Here is a 25354-nt window from a genome sequence, read left to right on the forward strand (position 1 = left end):
ACCCCGTAGATCATCGATCTACGGGGTTGATTATTAGTGGAGGCCGAGGTCGGAATCGAACCGGCGTAGGCGGATTTGCAATCCGCTGCATAACCATTTTGCTACTCGGCCTCAAAACATTTGCTGTCAGTAGCGCGACATCAAATGCGTACAAACTTGGAGCGGGAAACGAGACTCGAACTCGCGACCCCGACCTTGGCAAGGTCGTGCTCTACCAACTGAGCTATTCCCGCGTCTTGGTGTGGCGCATTCTATAGAATCCAGAAGCCCCGTCAACCCCTTGATTCAAAAAAGTTTTATTTCTTTTCAACGTCGGTCTTCAGATGCGGCCAGGCAGCCCGCAGGTACTGGACCATGGACCACAATGTCAGGCCGGCAGAGACCATCAGCAAGGCATAACCCAACAGAACCCAGAAGCTGAAGTCCGACGGATTGGCCAGCAGAATCACCAGCGCCAGCATTTGCGCGGCAGTTTTCCATTTGCCCAGGTTCGACACGGCTACGTGAGCACGAGCGCCGAGTTCGGCCATCCATTCCCGCAGGGCCGAGACAACGATCTCACGACCAATAATGACCGCAGCCGGCAGCGTGAGCCACAGGTTGCCGTGTTCCTGCACCAGCAGCACCAGCGCAACGGCCACCATCAGCTTGTCCGCAACGGGATCCAGAAAGGCCCCGAATGGCGTGCTTTGCTCCAGCCGGCGAGCGAGATACCCGTCCAGCCAGTCTGTGGCGGCAGCAAATGCGAAGACCGAGGCAGACGCCAGGTAACTCCAGTGGTAAGGCAGATAAAACAGCAAAATGAAGATCGGTATGAGCAGGACGCGTAGAACGGTAATCAGATTAGGGATATTCATCGGCACAACTGGCTACGAGGTGAGGGGGCATTCTACTCGCTGTGCAGATTTGCATAAATCAACTCTGCAAGCTTTTTACTGATCCCGGGAGCTTTGGCGATCTCTTCGATGCTGGCACGAGACAGCTCCTGCAATCCACCAAAATGTTTCAATAAATCGCGACGGCGTGTCGGCCCTACTCCGGCGACCCCTTCAAGCGTAGACGTTCGGCGGGTTTTGCCACGTCGGGCGCGGTGCCCGGTAATGGCGAAACGGTGGGCTTCGTCACGTATCTGCTGGATCAAATGCAATGCAGGAGAGTCACCGCGCAAGGTGAATTCGTGGGCGGCATCGTTGAGGTACAGCGTTTCGAAACCCGCCTTGCGCGTTGCGCCTTTGGCGACACCCAGCAGGATCAGGTCAGGCACCGCCAGTTCGTTGAGCACGTCACGCGCCATGGACAACTGCCCTTTGCCGCCATCGACCAGCAGAATGTCCGGCAGCTTGCCCTCCCCGTCCTTCAGTTTGCTGAAGCGCCGCGTGAGTGCCTGATGCATCGCCGCGTAGTCATCGCCTGCGGTGACGCCTTCGATATTGTAGCGACGGTAGTCGGCCTTGATCGGCCCTTCAGGACCGAATACCACACACGATGCCACCGTCGCTTCGCCGCTGGAATGGCTGATGTCATAGCACTCCAGGCGCTGCGGCGGCTCGTCCAGTTTCAGCACGTCGGCCAGCGCATCGAAGCGCGCCGTAATGTGCTGACGATTGGCCAGACGTGCGCCCAGGGCCTGTTCGGCATTCGTCACCGCCAATTGCTGCCAGCGCGCTCGCGTGCCACGCACCCGGTGACTGATGGTCAGCTCGCGACCACGAAGCTCTTCGATGGCTGCAATCAGTGTCGGGAAGTCGTCATGAACCACGTTGACGATCAATTCGCTCGGCAAGTCGCGCTCAGGACTGCTGATGAAGTACTGGCCAAGAAACGCCGCCATGACCTCAGACACGTCTTCTTCAATACCGACTTGCGGGAAGAAGTTCTTGCTCCCCAGTACCCGCCCGCCACGCACACTGATCAAGTGGACGCAGGCGCCCCCCGGATTGACGAACGCCGCGATCACATCGACGTCACCGCTTCCGCCTTCCATGCTCTGCTGATCCTGAACCCGTCGCAGCAGCGCGATCTGGTCGCGCAACTCGGCGGCGCGCTCGAACTCGAGATTGATCGCCGCTTCTTCCATGCCGGCGGACAACTCATCGGCCAGCGCATTGCTGCGGCCTTCGAGAAACATCACCGAGTGCCGCACATCTTCGGCGTACACCTCAGGTTCCACCAACCCGACACAGGGTGCCTTGCAGCGCTTGATCTGATACTGCAAACAAGGACGGGTGCGATTCTTGTAGTAGCTGTCTTCGCACTGGCGAACGAAAAACGCCTTTTGCAGCAGGCTGAGGCTTTCGCGAATGGCCCCTGCGCTGGGATACGGGCCGAAATACTTGCCCTTGGCTTTTTTCGCGCCCCGATGAATGCTCAGCCGCGGGAACTGGCCGTCCGAGAGAAAAACGTAAGGGTACGATTTGTCGTCGCGCAGCAGGATATTGTACGGCGGGCGCCATTCCTTGATCAGCGTCTGCTCAAGCAACAGGGCTTCGGTTTCGTTGGCGGTGATGGTCGTTTCGACCTGGGCGATTCGCGCTACCAAGGCTGCGGTCTTGGGCGCGAGTCCGGTTTTGCGAAAGTAGCTCGACAGGCGATTTTTAAGATTCTTGGCCTTGCCGACGTAGAGCAGGCGTGCATCGCTGTCGAACATGCGATACACACCCGGACGCCCACTCACGGTTGACAGGAAGGCGCCTGGATCAAAGGAATCGGTCATTTTTACTCAGAGACTGGCATCGACCATGCCGTGACGTACCGCCAACAGCGTCAACTCGACATCACTGCTGATCGAAAGCTTTTCGAAGATGCGGTAACGATAGGTATTAACGGTTTTAGGCGACAGGCACAACTTGTCGGAAATGATTTGTACTTTCTGGCACCCGACGATCATCAAGGCGATCTGGATTTCCCGCTCGGACAAGGCATCGAACGGTGAATCGTTGGTCGGCTGGAACGACTTGATCGCCAGTTGCTGGGCGATTTGCGGACTGATGTAACGTTGACCGGCGAAGACCAGGCGGATGGCCTGAACCATTTCCGGCAAACCGGCGCCCTTGGTCAGATAGCCTGCCGCACCTGCTTGTAAAAGCCGTGTCGGGAACGGGTCTTCCTCGCACACCGTGACTGCAACGACTTTGATGTCCGGATGGCTGCGCAACAGTTTGCGAGTGGCTTCGAGGCCGCCGATGCCAGGCATTTTGACATCCATCAACACCACATCGGGCTTGAGCTCGCGCGCCTTGAGCAGGGATTCTTCACCTGATTCAGCCTGGCCGACCACTTGCAGGCCATCGATGTCAGCCAGCATTCGTGTAATGCCTGTACGCACGAGATCATGGTCATCGACTACTAGCACCCTAATCAAGCAGACACCTCGCGATATGGTCTTATTGGGTTGCCGACACCTTAGCAAAAAGCATGTGGCAGACCTAGCGGAAAGCAGCATATAAAAAGTTTCAATACATCTTGAAAGGCTTGTGGCATACGCGTTTCAGCGATGCGGGCGCGGAACGTTTCGCTGCATCCTCAGGAAACAGTCATCCGCACCCACCACTTGTAGTCCTTTTCTTTCATACAATGCCCGTGCCGGGTTGTTTTCAAACACGGTCAAGCGCAATGCCGGACGTCGTTCCACGCACGCCAGAGCAAAAACCTGGTCGATCACCCAGGATCCCGCCCCCTGCCCCCGAAATGCTTCGCCAATGTGCAATTCGCGGATGTACAAAGCCCTGGCGTCTCGACTCAAGCTGACATACCCGAGCCGAACGTTGTCACTCACGATCAAACGGTTGTCACGCCCCGCCCAAGCCACATCGAATGCTTCGTCTTGCCACAACAGATTGTGCTGAATGTAATAGCGCAACAGGTTGCTGCAGGTCAGGTTGCGCGCATATTCGAGGTCACGTTCGTTGGCTGTTTGCCATTCAAGCTTCATTGAACCTCCGTGACTGCTTTGGCGGCCGGTTCACTTCTTCAATGTGGCAGCGAGTTGTTTCGATCATGACGTCTGGTTCATCCTGGCGAAGCGGTTTTATGGCTCAAACGCGAAGTGTGTCACAACCTCAGGGCTGCTCAACCGATAGAAAGCGCCAGTGATGAGCAATAGCATTTTCTGATTGAATCCTCGCACCAGCCTCTAGTAAGCTCGGTGCATCCATTGGAGTCAGCCCATGTCAAACGCCCTTTCACAGCTTTCCTCCGCCAGCGCCCTGCGCTCGGTCGCGGCTACCCGGGTGAACGACGTTTGCGCTCCGATCAACTTTTATTTTGGGTATTGGTTTAGCCACTGGCGCGCCTGATACCCACACGGCGCCCACTTCAAACGGGTCGCCACCAGAGAATTCTCAACCCCCGGTCGGCCTCCCGACCGGGGGTTTTGTTTTTTCAGCCCCACTAATTTTTGCGACATACCAGACACTCAGAGGATCCAGAACATGAACTACGCCACTTATTACCGTTACGACAGTTTTACCGCCTGGCGATTTACCACCCTCCGCTCGGGACAGCCTGCCGCCTCCGATCGGTCACCCACAGGTGGCAAGCACACACACGTAGCCAAACCGGCCAATTGTCGAACACCCCAGTAGGGCCGAGTGCGCGGGAATGAACCCGCCGCCCGCCCAGGAAGCCTGAACATGAATTCGTCCGTCTCTGCTCTGCCACTGTCCACCCTGAGTCCGGCCAATGAGGCATTGACCCTGCGTCTGCCCAGCTCATTGCAGCTCAAACAGCAGTTGCCGCTTACCAATGCCCTGACCCAACAAGTCGCTGCCCACCGCCAGGCGGTTCGCGCGATTCTCAATGGCGAAGACTCTCGCCTGCTGGTCATTGTTGGCCCCTGCTCGATTCACGACCCACAATCGGCGCTCGAATACGCTGGCAACCTGGCCCGCCTGGCGGCCGACGTCAGCGATGAAATGCTGCTGGTGATGCGCGCCTACGTTGAAAAACCCCGCACCACAGTCGGCTGGAAAGGCCTCGCGTACGATCCGTACCTCGATGGCAGCGACGACATGGCCGCCGGCCTGACCTTGTCCCGCGAACTGATGCGCGAAATGCTCCAACTGGGTTTACCGGTGGCCACTGAGCTGCTGCAACCGATGGCAGCCGGTTACTTCGATGACCTGCTCAGCTGGGTCGCCATCGGCGCCCGCACCACTGAGTCGCAAATCCATCGGGAGATGGCCAGCGGTTTGAGCATGCCGGTCGGTTTCAAGAACGGCACTGACGGTGGTGTAGCCGTGGCCAGTGATGCCATGCGCTCGGCCGCCCATCCGCACCGGCATTTCGGCGTCGACAGCCAGGGACATCCCGCGATCATCCAGACCCCGGGCAACGCCGATACGCATCTGGTTTTGCGCGGAGGCCATCATGGACCGAACTACGACCGCACCAGTGTGGCCAAGGTGCACAACGACTTGACCAGGTTGAAAATCCCCGCACGGATCATGGTCGATTGCAGCCACGCCAACAGCAGCAAAGACCTGCTGCGCCAGCCCGCGGTGTTCAACGACGTACTGGAACAACGCCTGCAAGGTGACCGCTCGCTGATCGGCATGATGATCGAAAGCCATTTGTTCGAGGGTTGCCAGCCACTGAGTGCGTCGTTGAAATATGGCGTGTCGATCACCGACGGCTGTTTGGGGTGGAACGGGACGGAAGAACTGCTGCGACAGGCAGCACGACGCCTGCGCGCGCAGCGCACCAAACCGTAACCGGCCCGTCGTTCACCAACCAGTCTTCACGTCCGACTGGTTGGTGACCAGCACCTCTAGGCGCGCACCTGTACCGTCATCACGGCTGACTGCTGACTGACATCGTCAAGTCGCTCAACTGAGTAGGCAATCCGGATCGTCGTGTCCCGATGCTCCCGCCAGAATCTGTACGGCACGATGAACACCAGTGGCTCGCCGACCATTTCCCTGGTTATCTCGCGGTCATCGCGATGATTGAAATAGTCGCCATCGCACTTCAGGTACACCAACTCGCCTTCTTCAACCCGAGCGTCATTGATCACGACGGTAATGCCATCGATCGCAGCCTGCAGGTCCAGCCTGCCCTCATCAGCCTCAAGCACCAACGGTGGCAAAAGAGGCTGGCGCGACAGCGGCCCGATCAGCAATTGAACCGATTCAGAGTATCGAGGGGCGTGACCTGTTTGCTGGATGCAATAGCTGAGCGTCACGTTGCTTCCCAGATTGGGAGCGATACAGTCCGGATGGATCCAGAAGGACAGCTCACTGCCCACGGCAAATGACTCGACCTTCAGCGTATCGTTGAAACTCGCTTGCGCAGAAATACCAGCCCAGGCCAACAGGATTCGATCGCCTTCGGCCATCCGGGCATAGGGCCTGATCGTGACGAGAATGCCTTCGGGCACGCGATCAGGGTCGATCGTCCCGCCAACGGCATCGACCGCAATCGGTGGCAGCAGATCCGGATTGACGTCGCCCACGTCCAGCTGCAAACGCGATGAGTTCACGGGCACCGCGCGCCCGGCACGTTGCAACGTATGGAAAACTTCCAGGCTTCCCCCGTCGAGTGCCGCGATGTGCACCGGCGGCACGACGAATACCACGTCGTAGCCAACCTGTTCTTCGCTGACAAACCGAGTCATCTGATGCTTGTATACAAGCCCTTCGACGTCCAGGCCCTCCCAGTTCAAAAGCAATTTGTCGCCACAGGCCATGCCCGGATACGGCTTGATCCTGACGACGGCACGTTTTTGAAAGGGGTCGAGTACCGCGTTTTCCACCGGCTCAAGCAACGGTGGCGGTAATAAATGCAAGGAAATGCTTGCTTCGTGAGAGGTCATTTGAGGGTTCCGATCCGTGGAATCAGCGTCACCTTGGGGTCAAGGCAACCAACGGAGCCTATTGAACCCGATGCCAGCCATTTGCGATGCCGGAGATCGTCTTTGCAGGAGAGGAAAAAGGACACGCGTGAAGTAGGTCGTTGATCATCGAAGCTCGGGACTTGCTGAAAAGATGTCTGGATATTCCGATCAAGGCTTCGCACACGTCCGAGCTTTCGTACGCTTTCTATTCCGTTTTCATCAACTTACAGCGGTTTTTTCATACATCGCGCGCCCATCCGAGTGTTTTAGAGTGAGGCTCATGGCACCTCCTTAACTCCCTGTAAAAGGTAAATGCGATGCAACGGAATGCGAACACCCATTATCCAATTCTGCTGGTCCATGGACTTTTCGGCTTTGACCGGATCGGTCCGTTCGAGCTCTTTCACGATGTGAAACAGACACTCAGAAGCGAAGGCGCCAGAGTTTTCGTGCCGTATTTATCGGCCACCCACTGCAATGAGGCACGGGGCGAGCAACTGCTGGCACAGATTCAACGGGTGCTGGAAGGCACAGGCGCGGGCAAAGTCAATCTGATCGGTCACAGTCAGGGCGCACTCGCTGCTCGCTACGCTGCGGCGGTTGCACCACAGTCGGTTGCTTCGGTGACATCCGTCAGTGGGCCGAACCATGGGTCGGAACTGGCCGACTTTCTGCGCAAGGCGCTTGAACCGGGATGTTTGCCGGAACAGGTCGCTGAAACGGTCGCCACTTTGTTCGCAGGCTTCCTGTCCTTGCTCAGCGGCCACCATCGCCTTCCGCAGAACGCCATCGCCGCGCTCAATGCCCTGACCACAACTGGCGTAGGGGCATTCAACGACAAATACCCTCAAGGGTTGCCAAAAACCTGGGGTGGCAAGGGTCGGGAATTGGTCAATGGCGTGCGTTATTACTCCTGGAGCGGCGTCCTGCCGGACAATGCCCTGGATGAAGGAATGAACGCCCTTGATCCGTTCCACGGTTTCCTGCGGGCGTTTTCGCGATACTTCATCACTGAAGCCGAGCAAAACGATGGCATGGTTGGCCGCTACAGTTCGCATCTGGGGACGATTATCCGATCCGATTACCCGCTGGATCATCTGGCGGTCATCCGCCCATCAGCCGGTTTCCTCACGAAAAGCATCGACCCGATCGATCTATACGTACAACACGCTGCACGCCTGAAAAAAGCCGGACTATAAAAAGCACCCGCCGTCGAGGCCGTATGGAACGGAACTTTGAGAAGAAATCGTCCACTGAATCCGGTAGGCTCACCACTTTACAGAATATTGAAAGGAGTATTTCCCCATGGCTAAAGCCACTGCCCGCCACATCCTCGTTGCCAGCGAAGCCAAGTGCAACGAACTCAAAGCGCAAATCGAGGCTGGCGCAGATTTCGCCGAAGTCGCCAAGGCCAACTCCACCTGCCCTTCCAGCCGCCAGGGTGGTGACCTGGGTTCGTTCGGTCCTGGCCAGATGGTCAAGGAGTTCGACACCGTGGTATTCAGCGCGCCGATCAATGTCGTGCAAGGCCCGGTGAAGACCCAGTTCGGTTATCACCTGCTGGAAGTGACCAGCCGTCAGGACTGATCGACGCCTGATGCCTCTTACGCAACGGCCCGCCTTTTTGGTGGGCCGTTGTGCTTCAACTGCGTAATACGGCTGGCGAGGGACGCGCCGCTAGCGTACAAATTGTGGTTATCGACCACCCGGCTCTAAGGCTGACAATGCGACTGGCTTTCCCAACTTTGTTATTCACTGCCATGGCCCTGCTGATCGGCCCGGCTGGTGTGAACGCCGCACCGCAACATGCGTTGACCGTCTACGGCGAACCGGCCAAGTACCCTGCCGGGTTCAGCCACTTTGCCTACACCAATCCGCAAGCCCCCAAAGGCGGGACGATGCGCCGTTCGGCCATCGAGATCGGGCATTTCGACCATGTCTTGCCCTACATCGACAAGGGCATTGGCGTCTCGCAGATCGACGGCCTGCTTTACTCGCCGTTGGCTCAGCGCTCGCTGGACGAGCCTTATACGGTGTACGGCCTGGTGGCGCAGAAGATGGAGCGTTCCGATGACGGATTGTCCCTGCGCTTCTACCTCAACCCCAAGGCGCGTTTCGCCGACGGCAAGCCGATCACCGCGCAAGATGTGCGCTACACCTTCGACTTGCTGATGACCCAGGGCAGCCTGCGTTATCGCACGCAATTCGCCGACGTCAAAGGCGTCGAGGTGGAGTCGCCACTGACCGTGCGCTTCGACTTCAAGAACAACGAAAACCGCACGCTTCCTCTGGACATCGCCACCCTGCCGGTGTTTCCCGAGCATTGGTGGAAAACCCGCGATTTCGCCGGTGGCGGCGGTTATGAGCCGCCACTGGGCAGCGGTCCCTATAAAGTGGGCAAGGTCGATTCCGGGCGCAGCATTACTTTCGAGCGCAACGCCGACTGGTGGGGCAAGGATCTGCCGGTCAGCCGCGGCCTGTACAATTTCGATCGTTTCAGCATCGAATACTTCGGCGACACCGACGTTGCCCGTCAGGTCTTGCGCGGCGGTGCCTACGACTACAACCGCGAGTTTTCCGCCACCGGCTATTCCATCGGTTACGAGAGCCCGGCCCTGAGCGATGGACGACTGCAAAAGGCTCACCTGGCCACCGAAGCGCCGCAACCGTCCCAGGGCTTTGTGTTCAATCTGCAAAAACCGATGTTCCAGGACCGCCGCGTACGCCAGGCGCTGGTCATGCTGTGGGATTTCGAATGGAGCAACCGGCAGATGATGCGCAACATGTACATCCGCCAGCAGAGCTTCTTCTCCAACACCGATCTCGCGGCCCGGCAACTGCCGGATGCTGGCGAACTGGCGATTCTCGAGCCGTTGCGCGGGCAGATCCCGGACGAAGTGTTCACCAAGGTATTCGAGGCACCGAAGACCGATGGCAGCGGCATCATTCGCGACAAACAGTTGCAAGCCCTGGACCTGCTCGAACAGGCCGGATGGACACCCAAAGGCGATCAGCTGGTCAACGCCGACGGCGAGCCGCTGAGCTTCACGTTCCTGGTCAGCCAGAACGGTATGGATCGCTTGCTGCTGCCCTACAAGCGTACCCTCAAGCAAATCGGTATCGACCTGAATATCCGGCGCATCGATTCGTCGCAGTACGTCAACCGTCTGATGAGTCGCGACTACGACATGATTGTCACCGGTTACCCGGTGACAACTTCCCCGGGCGGCGAGCTGTTCAACTACTTCGGTTCAGCCGCGGCCACTGATTCTGGCTCCAACAACTACATGGTGCTGAAAAACCCGGCAGTGGATACGCTCATTACCGGGCTGGTTCGGGCGAACACCCAGGCCGACATGTTGCGTTATGCCCATGCGCTGGACCGGGTGCTGCAATGGAACTACTACTGGATTCCCAACTATTACCCGCCAGGAACATCCACCGTGTGGTGGAACCGCTTCGGCATACCGAATGTGCAGGCCAGCAATGACGAAGCCATCGAAAGCTGGTGGGAAATGAGCACCACGCCGCTGACCAACCAGGAAATGACCGCCGAGCGCATCCGCCGCGGCAAACCCGGAGGACCGCATTGATGTGGGGCTACATTCTGCGGCGGTTGCTGCTGATCATTCCGACGCTGGTGATCATTCTTCTGGTCAACTTCGTTATCGTCCAGGCCGCACCGGGCGGGCCGGTGGAACAGGCTATCGCGCACTTGCAGGGCATCGGCGGCGCCAGTGTCGGCGGCAGTTCCAGCGAGGCCATGAGCACCTCCCGAGCCAGCCGTGGCCTCGATCCGCAACTGATCAAGGACATCGAAAAACAGTACGGCTTCGACAAGCCTGCGCACGAACGCCTGTGGCTGATGCTGACCAGTTACGCGAGGCTGGATTTCGGCAAGAGCTTTTTCCGCGGTGCCACGGTCACCGACCTGATCCTGCAGAAAATGCCGGTGACCATTTCCCTCGGCCTCTGGGCAACCTTGATCACTTATCTGGTATCGATCCCGCTGGGCATCCGCAAGGCCGTGCACCACGGCAGTCATTTCGATATCTGGAGCAGTACCGCAATCATCATCGGCTACGCGATGCCGGCGTTTCTCTTCGCCATGTTCCTGATCGTGGTTTTTGCCGGCGGCACGTCACTGAACTGGTTCCCGGTGCGCGGGCTGGTGTCGGACAACTTCGAGTCGCTGTCGGCCCTGGGCAAAATTGCCGACTATTTCTGGCACCTGGTTTTGCCGGTGACGTCGCTGGTGATCGGCGGTTTCGCGACCCTGACCATCCTGACCAAAAACTCGTTCCTCAATGAAATCACCCGCCAGTACGTGGTCACCGCCCGCGCCAAAGGCTTGAGCGAACGCCGCGTGCTCTACGGCCACGTCTTTCGCAACGCCATGTTGCTGGTGGTGTCAGGGATTCCCCAGGCGTTCATCAGCGTGTTTTTTGCCGGCTCACTGCTGATCGAAGTGATCTTCTCTCTGGACGGCCTGGGCCGCATGAGCTACGAAGCGGCCGTTTCACGAGACTATCCGGTGGTGTTCGGCTCGCTGTTCATCTTCACCCTGTTCGGTCTATTGATAAAACTGGTGGGTGACCTGTGCTACACCCTGGTCGATCCGCGCATCGACTTCGCCGCGAGGAACGCCTGATGTTCAAGCTTTCACCTTTAGGCCGACGTCGTTTCGAGCGTTTCAAGAAAAACCGCCGTGGCTGGTGGTCGCTGTGGTTGTTTGTCGGGTTGTTTTTGTTGACCCTGGGTGGCGAGCTGATCGCCAATGACAAACCGCTGGTAGTCAGTCACCAGGGCTCGTTGTATTTCCCTGTCTTCAAGCGCTACACCGAGCAGGAGTTCGGCGGTCAACTGCCGTTCCAGGCCGATTACCGTAGCGACTACGTGCAGCAACTGATCAAGAAAGACGGCGGATGGCTGCTGTTCCCGCCGGTTCCCTTCAGTGATGACACGCCTAACTATGACCTGAACAAACCCGCACCGAGCCCGCCTTCGCAGGTCAACTGGCTGGGCACCGACGATCAGGCCCGGGACGTCCTGGCCCGGGTTATTTTTGGCGCTCGGGTGTCGATTCTGTTTGCCTTGATGCTGACCGTTGTCAGTGCACTGATCGGCATCGCCGCGGGCGCCTTGCAAGGCTATTACGGTGGTTGGGTGGATTTGCTCGGGCAGCGGTTGCTGGAAGTCTGGTCCGGACTGCCGGTGCTGTACTTGCTGATTATTCTGTCGGGGTTCGTCGAACCGAATTTCTGGTGGCTGCTGGGGATCATGGCGCTGTTTTCCTGGCTGGCGCTGGTGGACGTGGTGCGCGCCGAGTTCCTGCGCGGGCGCAATCTGGAATACGTCAAGGCTGCCCGGGCACTGGGCCTGAGCGATCGCAAGGTGATCGTGCGGCACATCCTGCCCAACGCCATGAACGCGACCTTGAGCTATCTGCCGTTCATTCTTACCGGCGCAATTTCGACCCTCACGGCGCTGGACTTCCTTGGCTTCGGCATGCCGGCGGGCAGCGCATCCCTGGGCGAATTGATCGGTCAGGGCAAGCAGAACCTGCAAGCGCCATGGCTCGGACTGACCGCGTTTTTTACCCTGGCGCTGATTCTTTCTTTACTCGTGTTCATTGGCGAAGCGTTGCGCGACGCCTTTGATCCGCGTTCTTGAGCGGACTGTTGATATGACCAACCTGATCGAAATCCGAGACCTCAGCGTGGCTTTCAGCGGCCAGACCGTCGTGCGCAATCTGTGCCTGGATATCCTCCCGGGCGAATGCCTGGCGCTGGTGGGTGAATCAGGATCGGGCAAGTCAGTGACCGCCCACTCGATTCTGCAATTGCTGCCCGAATGCGGAACCGAGACGACCGGCAGCATCCGTTATCGAGGCCAGGAGCTGGTGGGCGCGGACGCAAAGAAACTGCGCGAATTGCGCGGCAACCGCATTGCGATGATTTTCCAGGAGCCGATGACTTCGCTCAATCCGCTGCACAGTATCGAAAAACAGATCGGCGAAACCCTGCTCGTGCATAAAGGCATGGCCGGCAAAGCGGCGCAGGCGCGGATTCTTGAGTTGCTGCATCTGGTGGGCATTCAGAAACCCAAGGAACGCCTCAAGGCCTACCCGCATCAATTGTCCGGTGGCCAGCGGCAACGGGTGATGATCGCCATGGCCCTGGCCTGCGAGCCGGAACTGTTGATCGCCGACGAACCCACCACGGCCCTCGACGTTACCGTGCAGCGCAAGATTCTGCTGCTGCTCAAATCATTGCAGCGACGGCTCGGTATGTCGCTGCTGCTGATCAGCCATGACCTCAATCTGGTGCGCAGCATCGCCCAACGCGTCTGCGTGATGAAGGCCGGCGAGATTGTCGAGCAAGCGTCCTGCGAGACTATTTTTACCGAGCCGAAACATCCCTACAGCTGCATGCTGCTCAATGCCGAACCCGACGGTGAAGCGCTGCCAAGGGACGAGCGCGAGAATGTGTTGGAAGTCGACGACCTGCGCGTGCAGTTTGCCGTGGGTGGCGGACTGCTGCGGCGCAAGACTTACTTCAAGGCGGTAGACGGCATCAGCCTGAGCATCCAGCGAGGCAAAACCCTGGGCATCGTCGGCGAATCCGGATCCGGCAAGTCAACGCTGGGCCAGGCAATCCTGCGCCTGCTCGACTCCGAAGGCAGCATCCGTTTCCAGGGCGAGGCACTCGATGGTTTGTCACAGAAGCAACTACGGCCGTGGCGCAAGAAAATGCAGGTGGTGTTCCAGGACCCGTTCGGCAGCCTCAGCCCGCGGATGTCTGTTGAACAGATCATTTGCGAGGGCCTGGAGGTTCATAGCCAACTGAGTCCCGAGCAATGCAATGCCGAAGTGATTCGGGCATTGCAGGAAGTCGGCCTCGACCCGCAAAGCCGTCATCGCTACCCCCACGAATTTTCCGGCGGCCAACGACAGCGCATTGCAATCGCTCGGGCACTGGTGCTGAAACCGGCGCTGATCCTGCTGGACGAACCGACCTCGGCGCTGGATCGCACCGTGCAAAAACAGGTGGTCGCCCTGCTCCGCCAACTGCAGGAAAAACATGGCTTGACCTATCTGTTTATCAGCCATGACCTGGCAGTGGTCCGCGCCCTGGCGCACGACATGATCGTGGTCAAGGATGGCAAGGTCGTGGAACGTGGCGCCAGCCATGACGTATTCGATGCCCCACAGCATCCGTACACCAAGGAGCTGTTGGCGGCGGCGCACGTTGGGCAGGCATAATCGATTCACAATCGTTAAACCGTGTCACGGCCATCGCGGGCAAGCCTTGCTCCTACAGGGGGGCATCTGTAGGAGCAAGGCTTGCCCGCGATTAGGCCGGATCGGGCAATGAAAAATCAGGATCAGCACCCATGAACACCACCGAAAGCCTCAAGGACTACCAGCGCGTGCGCCTGCTGGCGATCCGTTCACTGTTCGAAATTATCGAGCAATCGAGTGAAGGCACGGTGATCGTCGACCGCGACGCCAACATTGTCTGGATGAACGAGCGTTATGCCCGGCGTTTCGGTCTGCAATCGGCCGAGAACGCCATCGGCAAAGCCTGCGAAAGCGTGATACCCGGCAGCCTGTTGCGTGAAGTGGTGCGCACCGGCCGACCGATCCTGCTCGACATGCAGGACACGCCCAAGGAACCCTTGGTGGTCATGCGCCTGCCGATTCATGACGACGCTGGCGAGGTCATCGGTGCAATCGGTTTCGCCCTGTTCGATGAACTGCGCAGCCTGTCGCCGATGCTCAAGCGCTACATGAGCATGCAGGAAGAGCTTGCTTCCACGCGCTCGCTGTTGCGCGCGCGGCAGACCAAATACAACTTCGCCCACTTCATTGGCACCAGCGCCGCCAGCCTTGAAGTCAAACGCCGCGCCCGGCGCAGTGCCAGCACCGAGTCGCCGGTGTTACTGCTTGGCGAAACCGGCACCGGCAAGGAGTTGCTGGCGCAGGCTATCCACAACGCTTCGCCGCGGGCACACAAGGCGTTTGTCAGTATCAACAGCGCAGCGATCCCGGAATCGTTGCTGGAAGCTGAATTCTTCGGCACGGCACCGGGTGCCTTCACCGGCGCTGATCGCAAGGGCCGCGCAGGCAAACTGCAAATCGCCCAGGGCGGTACGCTGTTTCTCGATGAAATCGGTGACATGCCGCTGCCGTTGCAAAGCAAGCTGCTGCGGGTGTTGCAGGAAAAGGAATTCGAACCGGTGGGTTCCAATGAAGTGATCCAGAGCGATGTTCGGGTGATCGCTGCGACCTCGACCGACCTGGAAGCCGCGATCAAGCGCGGTGATTTCCGCGCGGATTTGTATTACCGCCTCAATGTCCTGCCAATCCAGGTGCCACCGCTTCGCGACCGCCTCGACGACCTGCCCGCGCTCAGCGAGGCCATCCTTGAAGAGCTGCGCAGCCAGCACGAACTCAACAGTGAAGCGCTGCAGCTGCTGGGTCAACACGCCTGGCCGGGGAACATTCGCGAGTTGCGCAACGTCCTGGAACGGGCCGCCTTGCTCAGTGATGACCTGCGGCTTTCGGCCACGGACATCCGCGCGGCCATCGGAACGTTTACCCCCGTTGAACGCCCGGCACCAGCGACTCTGGAACCGCTGGAGCATGAGACGTTCAGTGCGGCACGGGAGCGCTTCGATCGCCAACTGATCGAAACCACGCTGGCGCGATGCGGCGGCAAGGTGATTGAAGCCGCGGCGCATTTGGGGCTTGGGCGGTCGACGTTGTACAAGAAAATGGTGGCGTTGGGGATTGCTGAGTCTCAATAGAGAGACAGACATCTCTATTGGTAGATCCGGCCTCATCGCGGGCAAGCCTCGCTCCTACGGATTCGTGAAACTCTGATCATTCCCAAATCTCTGTAGGAGCGACGCTTGCCCGCAAAAACGCCCTCCTGGTCGAAATAATCTCAAAATAGAGACACCTCCTGTAAATCTATCGCACCAACGATAAATATTTCCTTATATTTCAGCTAGTTAACCACCTGGCACGAAACTCGCTATAGCCCCTTCCTACAAGATTTCACCACACAAAAATAACAATCCCAGGAGACACACCATGAGTGTGATCATTGCCTTGGCAGCCCTCGCGCTGCTGATGGTGGCTGCTTACCGTGGCTACAGCGTTATCCTTTTTGCCCCGATTGCCGCCCTCGGCGCCGTCCTGCTGACTGACCCTTCCGCCGTCGCACCTGCCTTCACCGGCGTGTTCATGGAGAAAATGGTCGGTTTCATCAAACTCTACTTCCCGGTGTTCCTGCTCGGTGCGGTGTTCGGCAAGCTCATCGAGCTGTCCGGTTTCTCGCGTTCCATTGTCGCCGCGGCCATTCGCCTGCTGGGTACCCGCCAGGCGATGCTGGTGATCGTGCTGGTTTGTGCCGTGCTCACTTACGGTGGTGTTTCGCTGTTTGTGGTGGTATTCGCGGTGTATCCGTTTGCCGCTGAAATGTTCCGTCAGAGCAACATCCCCAAACGCCTGATCCCGGCGACCATCGCCCTCGGCGCGTTTTCGTTCACCATGGACGCCCTGCCCGGCACCCCGCAGATCCAGAACATCATCCCCAGTACGTTCTTCAACACCACCGCCTGGGCTGCGCCATGGTTGGGTGTGATCGGTACGATTTTCGTGTTCTGCGCCGGCATGCTGTTTCTCCAGCGCCAGCGCAACAAGGCCCAGCGTGCCGGTGAAGGTTATGGCACCGACCTGCGCAACGAGCCGGAAACCGCTGCCGACATCAAGCTGCCCAACCCGTGGATCGCCCTGTCGCCGCTGCTAGCCGTGGGCATCATGAACCTGCTGTTCACCCAGTGGATTCCACAGTGGTACGGCAAGACCCACAGCCTGGCGCTGCCGGGCATGGCGACACCGGTCACCACTGAAATCGCCAAACTCACCGCAATCTGGGCGGTGCAGGCTGCGCTGCTGGTCGGCATCCTCATGGTGTTGGCGTTCGGCTACAAAGCCATCAGCAGCAAACTTGCCGAAGGCAGCAAAAGTGCGGTCGGCGGTGCATTGCTGGCGGCGATGAACACGGCTTCGGAATACGGCTTTGGTGCGGTGATCGCCTCCCTGCCGGGTTTCCTGGTGCTGGCCGACTGGCTCAAGAGCATCCCCAATCCGCTGGTTAACGAAGCGATCACCGTCACCTTGCTGGCGGGTATCACTGGCTCCGCCTCGGGCGGCATGAGCATCGCGCTCGCGGCAATGTCCGAGCAGTTTATCGCGGCGGCCCACGCCGCCAATATTCCGCTGGAAGTGATGCACCGTGTAGCTTCGATGGCCAGTGGCGGCATGGACACCCTGCCGCACAACGGCGCGGTGATTACCTTGCTCGCGGTCACCGGCCTGACCCACCGCGAAGCTTACAAAGATATTTTCTGTATTACGCTGATCAAGACCCTGGCGGTTTTCGTGGTGATCGGTACTTTCTACGCCACTGGCATTGTGTGAGGTATTCATGACGACTCTTTCCGGCAAGACCGCACTGGTTACCGGCTCCACCAGCGGCATTGGCCTGGGGATTGCCCTGAGCCTGGCCAAGGCCGGCGCCAACCTGATCCTCAATGGCTTCGGCGATGCGTCCAGGGTGATTGCTGAAGTCGAACAGTTCGGCGGCAAGGTCGGCCATCACCCGGCCGACGTCAGCGACCCGCAACAGATCGCCGACATGATTGCCTACGCCGAGCGTGAGTTCGGCGGCGTCGACATTCTGGTCAACAATGCCGGCATCCAGCACGTCGCGCCGGTGGACGAGTTCCCGGTGGAGCGCTGGGATTCGATCATCGCGATCAACCTGTCGTCGGTGTTTCACAGCACCCGCCTGAGCCTGCCGGGCATGCGCGCCAAAGGTTGGGGCCGGGTGATCAATATTGCTTCGGTGCATGGACTGGTGGGTTCAACCGGCAAAGCCGCTTACGTTGCCGCCAAGCATGGGGTGATCGGCTTGACCAAAGTGGTCGCCCTGGAAACCGCCACCAGCAACGTTACCTGCAATGCCATTTGCCCGGGTTGGGTACTGACCCCGCTGGTGCAAAAACAGATCGACGATCGCGCCGCGACCGGAATCGATCCGCAGCAGGCGCAGCATGATCTGTTGGCCGAGAAGCAACCCTCGCTGGAATTCGTGACCCCGCCGCAGTTGGGCGAGTTGGTGCTGTTCTTGTGCAGTGAAGCCGGGGCTCAGGTGCGGGGTGCGGCGTGGAATATTGATGGTGGGTGGTTGGCGCAGTGATTGGCCGCTAAACCCTTATAGATGATCGTTCCCACGCTCTGCGTGGGAACGATCTGACAACAAGAAGAGGCAAACCATGTCCGACATCCTCTGGCAACCCAGCGCCGAACGCATCGGCAAGACCCGCATGGACGCCTTTCGGCGCTTCGTCAATCAGCGGCATCATCTGCACATCGACGACTACCCTGCCCTGCATCAGTGGTCCATCGATCAGCGTGAAGCGTTCTGGCAAGCCATCTTCGATTTCTTCGACATTCGATTCCACGATCAACCGGACACAGTACTGGTCGAGGGCACGCAAATGCCCAGCGCCGAGTGGTTTCCCGGCGCTACCCTGAACTTTGCCGAACATTTGCTGCGCCGTCGCGACGATGCCGTGGCCGTGGTGGCCGTGGCGGAGAACGGCCAGCGCGAACAACTGACCTGGGCCGAGCTGGCGGAACATGTCGCCGGTTTTCAAAGTGGTTTGATCGCCGCCGGTGTCGGCCTGGGCGACCGGGTGACGGCGTGCATGCCCAATACCTGGCAGACATTGGTGGCCATGCTCGCCACCACCAGCCTCGGCGCGATCTGGTCCTGTTCTTCGCCGGACTTCGGCACGCAAGGCGTGATCGATCGTTTCGGCCAGATCGAACCCAAAGTGCTGGTCACCTGTGCCGGCTATCGCTATGCCGGGAAAGAAATCGACCAGAGCGCCAAGGTCAACGAGATCCTCGAACGACTGCCATCCTTGCAGCAACTGATCATCGTGCCTTATGCGCGGCCTGAAGCGCGCATCGAAGACTTTCACACATCGGCCAACGTCACGCTGTGGGACGACTTCTACTTCCCCGGTGGTGAACCGGATTTCACGCCGGTGCCCTTCGCCCATCCGCTGTACATCCTTTATTCCAGCGGCACCACCGGCGTTCCCAAATGCATCATTCACAGCACCGGCGGCGTGCTGCTGCAACACGTCAAGGAACACGGCCTGCATTGCGATCTCGGCCCCGGCGAACGCCTGTTCTACTACACCACGTGCGGCTGGATGATGTGGAACTGGCTGGTCTCGGCCCTCGCAGTCGGCAGCGCCGTGGTGCTGTACGACGGCTCGCCCTTCCAGCCAGATGCCGAGCGTTTGATCGACCTGATCGACGACGAGCGCATCAGCGTCTTCGGTACCAGCCCCAAGTACCTCGCGACCCTGGAAAGCAGCGGCGTCAAACCCAGGCACAGCCATGAACTTGGCAGCCTGAAAACCTTGCTCTGCACCGGCTCGGCACTCTCGCCGCAGAGTTACGATTTCGTCTATCGCGATTTCAAGCCTGACGTGTGCCTGGCCTCGATGTCCGGCGGTACGGACATCGTCTCGTGCTTCGTCAACGGCAACCCGTTGAGCCCGGTCAGACGCGGCGAAAACATGGGCAAGAGCCTGGGCATGGCCGTTGAAGTGTGGAACGACAACGGCCAACCGGTGATCGGCGAAAAAGGCGAACTGGTCTGCACCCGACACTTCCCGGCAATGCCCATCGGCCTCTGGCACGACCCCGACGGCGCAAAGCTCAGGGCGTCGTATTTCAGTCAGTTTCCCGGAGTCTGGGCGCAAGGTGATTACGCAGAACAACTGCCCCATGGCGGCATGATGATCCACGGTCGCTCAGACGCGGTGCTCAATCCCGGTGGCGTGCGCATTGGCACGGCGGAAATCTATCGTCAGGTCGAGAAAGTCCCGCAGGTCATCGACAGCGTCGCTATCGGCCAGCAATGGCAAGACGACGTGCGGGTGGTGCTGTTCGTGCGATTGGCTGATGGCGTTGAGCTGGACGAAGCATTGCAGCAACAGATCCGCCAGGTCATTCGTGCCAACACCACGCCGCGGCATGTTCCGGCGAAAATTGTTGCAGTGAGCGATATACCACGCACCATCAGCGGCAAGGTGGTTGAACTGGCGGTAAGGAATGTAGTGCACGGGCAGGCGGTGAAAAACACAGATGCGCTGGCCAATCCCGAAGCGCTGGAACAGTTTCGGGATCGGCCGGAACTCGACACGTGAACGATCGTGCGGGGGCGTGTTAATCCATGTGCGAACCCGGCGGCCGCGTTCCACCGGCAGGTTTAGATGCAAGTGAGCTGTTCAGAGTGATCAGAACCGGCTGGTCAATCACGCGCCCGGCGTTTGCTTCGACTGCGCCGCGCAGGATGGACATATTGCGTTCATAAGCATTTCTGTCCGTGTACAACTGGCTCAGCAGCGAGGTAGTCACCGCCAGCGAGTCAGCATTTTCAAAGGTTTTGGCACTGGCGTGACAGGCATCGCCCTCATCCGTAACCGGCAGACGTCCCGACGCCAGGTTCAGCAGCGCGGCTACATCCAGCAACTGCCCTCTTTCGCCGTTGCGTCCGGCATCGCGGGCATAGCTGACATCGTCAGTCTGTGAAGCACCGTGGAACAACTCATGAATCAAGTCGTCTGCCACGACATCATGGTTGAAGCCCAAACTGATGAAGTGTTTGTTCAGTTGGGGTGTATAGATTTCGATGAATTGCGTGTTCGATGGGTCTTGTGCGCCTTTCCATTGTTCGTACGCCTCCTTGTTCAATGCAGCGATGTTGTGAGTGGTCTTGAGCGGATCGAGAAACATGTTACTGATGGAAAGACCTGCAAAGTCAGCCCTGACCAATCTCAGATAGCTCAACAACCGTTCGAATGCATCGCTCGAGTTGCTTCCCATCAGCACCTTGATGATTGCGTCGCGCTCCCTCGTCAGGTCGAGACTGTTCAAGACGTTGATCGCGTTTTCGATTTTTGTACGCGCCAGCGGCAAGCTTTGCTCAATGAACTGTCGGGTATAGCTGACGGGCAATGTCTTGTTGAATCGAGGCAACTGGATAGGTGACTCAAACATGAAGTTGTTCAGTCTGGGTCCCCAGGGTTTGCCCAATCGATCAAGGGCATACCATTGATGAGCGTTACGCGCTGCCACCACCGTTAATGTGTCACCGGTTGCGCCAAGAGGTCGCCAGGTACCCTGCCCGGTGGTATCGGCGCGATTGGCTGCGCGAATCAAGTCATAGGTTTTGTGTCGGCCATTGAGTTTTTGTAACTGTGATTGCGCCAGCCCGAGCATCTCTTGAGCCTGCCTGTTAAAGCGTAGCGCTCCCTTGTGGACGAGTTTCCCGGCTCCGAACAATGCCGTAGGCACACCATCCAGCGGGTTGATGAGGGAAACGGAGGTCACGAAGGCTAGCTTGGTCAACTGGGCGGCTTTGGACGACAAGGAGACGGCCTTCGACGAAATGCTCAGCGCTTTGGCAGCCGCCCCCGCAAAGGCACCTCCCAAGGCAATGGCGTCCATGGCACAACCATAGATCCCGTCGACCACCCTATTGTGATCCCCAGAAGATAAATCCTCGATGCACTTTTTAAAGGGAACCACCAGATTCACGATGTAATCGGCAGTCTCATTGCCCATTTTGCGCTGGCTTTCAAGCGCAGTCGGCACGGTGGCCATTGCTTCAACTTCGGAAAACTTGCGGAACGGATGATGACTCACGACGAACTCGGCAATCCTTGCAAACTGCGGGTTGCCAAAATTCATATAAATACTCTGCGTGCGCGCTACCACAGACCTTGGTGCCGGGAGCTCACCCAACTTTTCGATAATCGCCAAGTCGCTGCGCGCATGCTGCTCAACTGCAACCCCCTCCGTGTATTCCTTCAGAGTGACAGGCAACGCTTCCAAAGGCGTGGGTGCCACCTGCGCATTCAAATCGCCGATGAAATCGATCCTGGAGCGACCCGAACATTTTCCCTTCGAGGTGATCAGGTTTCCAAGGACATCGTTTTTCCGTAGCTCTCCTCTGAATGTAAACAACTCATAGCACGCAACCGAGTTTTCGTGGATGGCGTACATCACAACACCAAAGCGGCCCGTGACAGCATCTTTGCCTTGTTGGGTTTCGTAATCTGTCTCATACGTAAGCGGTCCGCCGATATAGCGGGAGGATATCTCTACCGCTGCACCGCGAAGGGTAAAGAACGTAATCTTGCCTTTCAGAAAGATTTCCAGGTCAAAGGGGAGCATGTGTGAAAGGGCCAATTTCACGTTTGTGACCACCGCACTATTCAAATTGCCGAGATAGCCGCGCAATTGCCGATGAAATTCGACATTGTTGGGTGCCAGGTACGACAACAGAGGGAAACGTTTGTAAATGCTGAGTACGGAGGGATCGTGGAAGGTTGGCCTTGTGTAATGGGTCATACCGGCCAGCAAGTCAGTTGTCGTGGTGTCATCGGGAAAAACCGCGCGAAGATCCCACTCACCGCTCGCCAGGTCTCCTGACATATGCAAATCGACCATCGACATGGCGGTGGGCGAGGCATATAGGCCAGGGCGTTGATAGATAACTTTCCTGTCGAGGAAATCACAACCGGGTGCCACGTCTTCCAAGGCTTTGCGAGCAATGTCTTCTCTACTGGGCAACGGATTGGACAGTACCCGGGCCAGATGGGTGAAGTGCTCTGTGTAAGCCTCGAAAGCGGCAATCGCCCGCTCCGTCGTTTCCTTCGCCGCTTGAGTGAGCTCAGTTGGCTCGATAACACCATTCAACAACGCCCAGTCAACGATTGGATCGATCATTGCCAGATCCCGCAGACGGGAGAGGGGCGAACTGACAGGCTCGAGTTCGACGTAGGCCATGATTTGCCCGTAGCTCAGCACAAGCGCCGCCCCTTTCGTGACCGCCTCCACCAGCGCAACGCCACGGCAAAAGACCACCCAGGCAACCGAGCCCATCGTCAACGACGATGGAACACCCTTGACCAGAAATTCCGGCGCAATTTCCGCCAGTAGCAGGTGCGATGCCATTGGCGCCAGGACAGGATTCACCCAGCCTTTGGTGTGCAGGAAGGTTTCCAGTTCCTTGCGCACGTTCAACGAAGATCGTTCGACGTTGGTTGGAGAATACAAATCGAACCCGCCGATACTCTTTCTGCCTTGAGCTTTGCCGAAGTCTGGATACAGCTCCAGCAAAATAGCCGTTATCAATAGTTGCCCAAGATCCTGTGCAGAGACGTCTTGCCCAGATGTTGCACCGAACCAGTCCAGTTCCTTCAGGAGGTTTCTGGCGCAGGTTTGGGCCGCCGGATGCCTGACCAACTGAACGATACATTCAGCGGCGTTATCGTGCGTTGCAAGAGTGCCACTTGTTTCGCGATACAGTTTGTCCAGCAGCTTTTTGTCGGGAGCTATAAGCTTTGCAGTGGCTTGACGAATAGCTGCATGTTGCTCAGCCGACAATACGATTAATGACGGATCATCGGCAGCAAGTTGCCGCCAATAGTTACCAAGTTCATCAACTTCAGGATCAAATTCGAACAACGCGATCAGATTCCTGGTTTCGCTCGCATTCCTGGGAACCGCCAACCCATGAAACTCCAGCCATTGATCAACAAAAGTGTAATCCTCTGTATATACGTACCCGCCCGCCTGGCTTGCAATATCCCCTATGACAAGAAGTTTCTGATAGTTGTGGGATGCCTGGATGAGTTCCAGGTCAACGGCTTCCCACGTTGTAGTGCTTTTTCTGTATATTTCCAACACGCCGGTGGCGTTAATACGTGTTAAGGCCATACTCTCGAGACGGAGGCGGCGGAGTTCATCCATCACGGACGTATGATTAGCCAGATTATTCCATGCCACTCGCCCTGGCATATGGACCTCATAGAGAGAAGACCCCGTCACCAACGGAAACTCATACCCTTGCCAGTCATACGGCCCTTCGTCCTCTTGTTCATCGAAGACAGTTTTTAACTGCTGCAATACCAATTGACGCTCTGCCGCATCGGCCTTTAACCATTCGCACTGCACATCTGAAACCGACCCCGACAACTGATAGGCTTTATATTTCAAACTGTCACACATAAAACAACCTCATAGATTTAATCACTGATTAGTTAAACGAGCATCAATCCTTACCCACCCGGGATTAATTAAACAGTAAAAATCTACGAAACAATATTTCAGAACTTCAAATAACGAACCTGCCTGCCAATAAAATCAATCCTCCAAATTCCACTCACTACTCGGCCCACTTACTATTGAAACACCCTCCCTATAACGTTTTAGGCGCAACTTTAGATTATTAAACGAGTCCGCATTCTTTAATGCTTCGCTCTCGCTGATAACACCTTCGACCACCAGTTCATACAGTGCGCCATCGAAGGTCTGCATGCCCAACTCTTTGGATTTTTCCATAATGTTTTTAAGTTCATCCAGTTCATTGCGCCGGATCAAATCGCCAATGGTCGGCGTCCCGAGCATCACTTCCACCGCCGCCCGTCGCTGACCATCCCGAGTGCGCACCAACCGTTGCGACACGAATGCCTTGAGGTTGTTGCCCAGGTCGTGGAGCAGCTGCGTACGCCGTTCCTCGGGGAAAAAGTTGATGATGCGGTCCAGCGCCTGATGGGCGTTGTGAGCATGCAGCGTGGAGATCACCAGATGCCCGGTATCAGCAAATGCCAGTGCGTGCTCCATGGTTTCGCGGTCGCGAATCTCGCCGATCAGCACCACGTCTGGCGCCTGACGCAGGGTATTTTTTAACGCGGCGTGAAAACTGCGGGTATCGACGCCGACCTCGCGCTGGTTGATGATTGATTTCTTGTGCCGGTGGATGTATTCGATCGGGTCTTCGATAGTGACGATATGCCCACTGGCATGACGGTTGCGATAATCGATCAGGGCCGCCAGCGAGGTAGACTTGCCGGAACCGGTGGCGCCGACGAACAACATCAAACCTTGCTTGAGCATCACCGTCTCGAGCAGTACCGGCGGCAACTTGAGGTCTTCGTAACGTGGTATGTCGAGTTTGACGTTGCGCACCACCATCGACACGTCGTTACGCTGCTTGAAGATATTGACCCGGAAGCGACCAATCCCCGCCAGGGAGATCGCCAGGTTCATCTCCAGTTGACGATCGAACTCCAGCCGCTGTTCGGCGTCCATGATGGACGCGGCAATTGCCGCAATGTCTCCCGGCTTGAAGGGATGGTCGTCAAGCGCTGTAAGAATTCCGTCGAAGCGCGCGCTGGGTGGCGCGCCCGTGGACAGGTAAAGGTCGGAGCCATCCTGGCTGGCCAGGCGTTTCAACAGCGCATCGATTTCCATGGCAAAAAGCACCCGCGAAGCATTCAATTGGAAAATGACCCGATTGCGGTCATTCAGCGTCTGGTAACAATAGTAGACGCCGCCATACCGACTTATGTGCA

General features: G+C 57.8%; 18 protein-coding genes and 2 tRNA genes. 11 read left to right on the plus strand and 9 right to left on the minus strand.

The window, feature by feature from the left end; genetic code table 11:
• Positions 1-37 precede the first annotated feature (37 nt).
• The 6 genes from ASD60_RS04170 to ASD60_RS04195 form a co-directional block, all read right to left on the minus strand.
• Positions 38-111 (minus strand) — tRNA-Cys (locus tag ASD60_RS04170).
• Positions 112-157: 46 nt separating this feature from the next.
• Positions 158-233: transfer RNA gene (locus tag ASD60_RS04175), tRNA-Gly, on the minus strand.
• A 63-nt stretch (positions 234-296) separates the two neighbouring features.
• On the minus strand, positions 297-857 hold the full coding sequence (pgsA, locus tag ASD60_RS04180) for a CDP-diacylglycerol--glycerol-3-phosphate 3-phosphatidyltransferase (protein ID WP_056852782.1): 561 nt from the start codon (positions 855-857) through the stop codon (positions 297-299).
• Positions 858-889: 32 nt separating this feature from the next.
• Complete coding sequence (gene uvrC / locus ASD60_RS04185) at positions 890-2713, minus strand: excinuclease ABC subunit UvrC (RefSeq protein WP_056852783.1); 1824 nt, start codon at positions 2711-2713, stop codon at positions 890-892.
• A 6-nt stretch (positions 2714-2719) separates the two neighbouring features.
• Positions 2720-3361 (minus strand): response regulator transcription factor GacA, encoded by a 642-nt coding sequence (gene gacA / locus ASD60_RS04190; protein WP_008015884.1) that lies wholly within the window; start codon positions 3359-3361, stop codon positions 2720-2722.
• A 126-nt stretch (positions 3362-3487) separates the two neighbouring features.
• Positions 3488-3931 (minus strand): GNAT family N-acetyltransferase, encoded by a 444-nt coding sequence (locus tag ASD60_RS04195; RefSeq protein WP_056852784.1) that lies wholly within the window; start codon positions 3929-3931, stop codon positions 3488-3490.
• A 700-nt stretch (positions 3932-4631) separates the two neighbouring features.
• On the opposite strand from ASD60_RS04195, the gene ASD60_RS04200 reads away from it, so the two are divergent.
• A complete protein-coding gene (locus tag ASD60_RS04200) occupies positions 4632-5711 on the plus strand; it encodes a 3-deoxy-7-phosphoheptulonate synthase (protein ID WP_056852785.1) in 1080 nt (359 codons plus the stop codon).
• A 56-nt stretch (positions 5712-5767) separates the two neighbouring features.
• On the opposite strand, the gene ASD60_RS04205 is transcribed toward ASD60_RS04200, so the two are convergent.
• Positions 5768-6811, minus strand: coding sequence for a hypothetical protein (locus ASD60_RS04205; RefSeq protein ID WP_056852786.1), 1044 nt, complete (start codon positions 6809-6811; stop codon positions 5768-5770).
• 338 nt (positions 6812-7149) lie between these two features.
• Between ASD60_RS04205 and ASD60_RS04210 the strand changes: the two genes are divergently transcribed.
• The 10 genes from ASD60_RS04210 to ASD60_RS04255 all read left to right on the plus strand — a co-directional run bounded on the left by ASD60_RS04210 (position 7150) and on the right by ASD60_RS04255 (position 20137).
• Positions 7150-8031 carry an esterase/lipase family protein gene (locus ASD60_RS04210; protein ID WP_056852787.1) on the plus strand — a complete coding sequence of 294 codons (882 nt, stop codon included), beginning with the start codon at positions 7150-7152 and terminating at the stop codon, positions 8029-8031.
• 106 nt (positions 8032-8137) lie between these two features.
• Entirely contained in the window at positions 8138-8419 is a 282-nt protein-coding gene (locus tag ASD60_RS04215) for a peptidylprolyl isomerase (RefSeq protein ID WP_007984657.1), read from the plus strand.
• 137 nt (positions 8420-8556) lie between these two features.
• Positions 8557-10425, plus strand: a complete 1869-nt coding sequence (locus tag ASD60_RS04220) for an extracellular solute-binding protein (RefSeq protein WP_056852788.1) — start codon at positions 8557-8559, stop codon at positions 10423-10425.
• Positions 10425-11483: a microcin C ABC transporter permease YejB gene (locus ASD60_RS04225; protein ID WP_056852789.1), complete on the plus strand. Its 1059-nt coding sequence runs from the start codon at positions 10425-10427 to the stop codon at positions 11481-11483. The genes ASD60_RS04220 and ASD60_RS04225 overlap by 1 nt, the downstream gene beginning before the upstream one ends.
• Entirely contained in the window at positions 11483-12505 is a 1023-nt protein-coding gene (locus ASD60_RS04230) for an ABC transporter permease (RefSeq protein ID WP_056852790.1), read from the plus strand. The genes ASD60_RS04225 and ASD60_RS04230 overlap by 1 nt, the downstream gene beginning before the upstream one ends.
• 13 nt (positions 12506-12518) lie before the next feature.
• The gene (locus ASD60_RS04235; RefSeq protein WP_056852791.1) at positions 12519-14096 is read left to right on the plus strand and encodes an ABC transporter ATP-binding protein; all 1578 of its coding nucleotides are present in this window, start codon (positions 12519-12521) and stop codon (positions 14094-14096) included.
• 131 nt (positions 14097-14227) lie between these two features.
• Positions 14228-15643 carry a sigma-54 interaction domain-containing protein gene (locus ASD60_RS04240; protein ID WP_056852792.1) on the plus strand — a complete coding sequence of 472 codons (1416 nt, stop codon included), beginning with the start codon at positions 14228-14230 and terminating at the stop codon, positions 15641-15643.
• Between the two features lie 289 nt (positions 15644-15932).
• On the plus strand, positions 15933-17324 hold the full coding sequence (locus ASD60_RS04245) for a GntP family permease (RefSeq protein WP_056852793.1): 1392 nt from the start codon (positions 15933-15935) through the stop codon (positions 17322-17324).
• Positions 17325-17331: 7 nt separating this feature from the next.
• Positions 17332-18105: a 3-hydroxybutyrate dehydrogenase gene (gene hbdH / locus ASD60_RS04250; RefSeq protein ID WP_056852794.1), complete on the plus strand. Its 774-nt coding sequence runs from the start codon at positions 17332-17334 to the stop codon at positions 18103-18105.
• Between the two features lie 76 nt (positions 18106-18181).
• Entirely contained in the window at positions 18182-20137 is a 1956-nt protein-coding gene (locus tag ASD60_RS04255; protein ID WP_056852795.1) for an acetoacetate--CoA ligase, read from the plus strand.
• Between the two features lie 19 nt (positions 20138-20156).
• Here the strand turns inward: ASD60_RS04255 and ASD60_RS04260 are convergent, their stop codons facing one another.
• Complete coding sequence (locus tag ASD60_RS04260) at positions 20157-24008, minus strand: hypothetical protein (RefSeq protein WP_056852796.1); 3852 nt, start codon at positions 24006-24008, stop codon at positions 20157-20159.
• 135 nt (positions 24009-24143) lie between these two features.
• Positions 24144-25253, minus strand: a complete 1110-nt coding sequence (locus ASD60_RS04265; RefSeq protein ID WP_056852797.1) for a PilT/PilU family type 4a pilus ATPase — start codon at positions 25251-25253, stop codon at positions 24144-24146.
• Positions 25254-25354 lie beyond the last annotated feature (101 nt).

The sequence above is a fragment of the Pseudomonas sp. Root562 genome, assembly GCF_001427125.1.
Taxonomy (GTDB): Bacteria; Pseudomonadota; Gammaproteobacteria; order Pseudomonadales; family Pseudomonadaceae; genus Aquipseudomonas.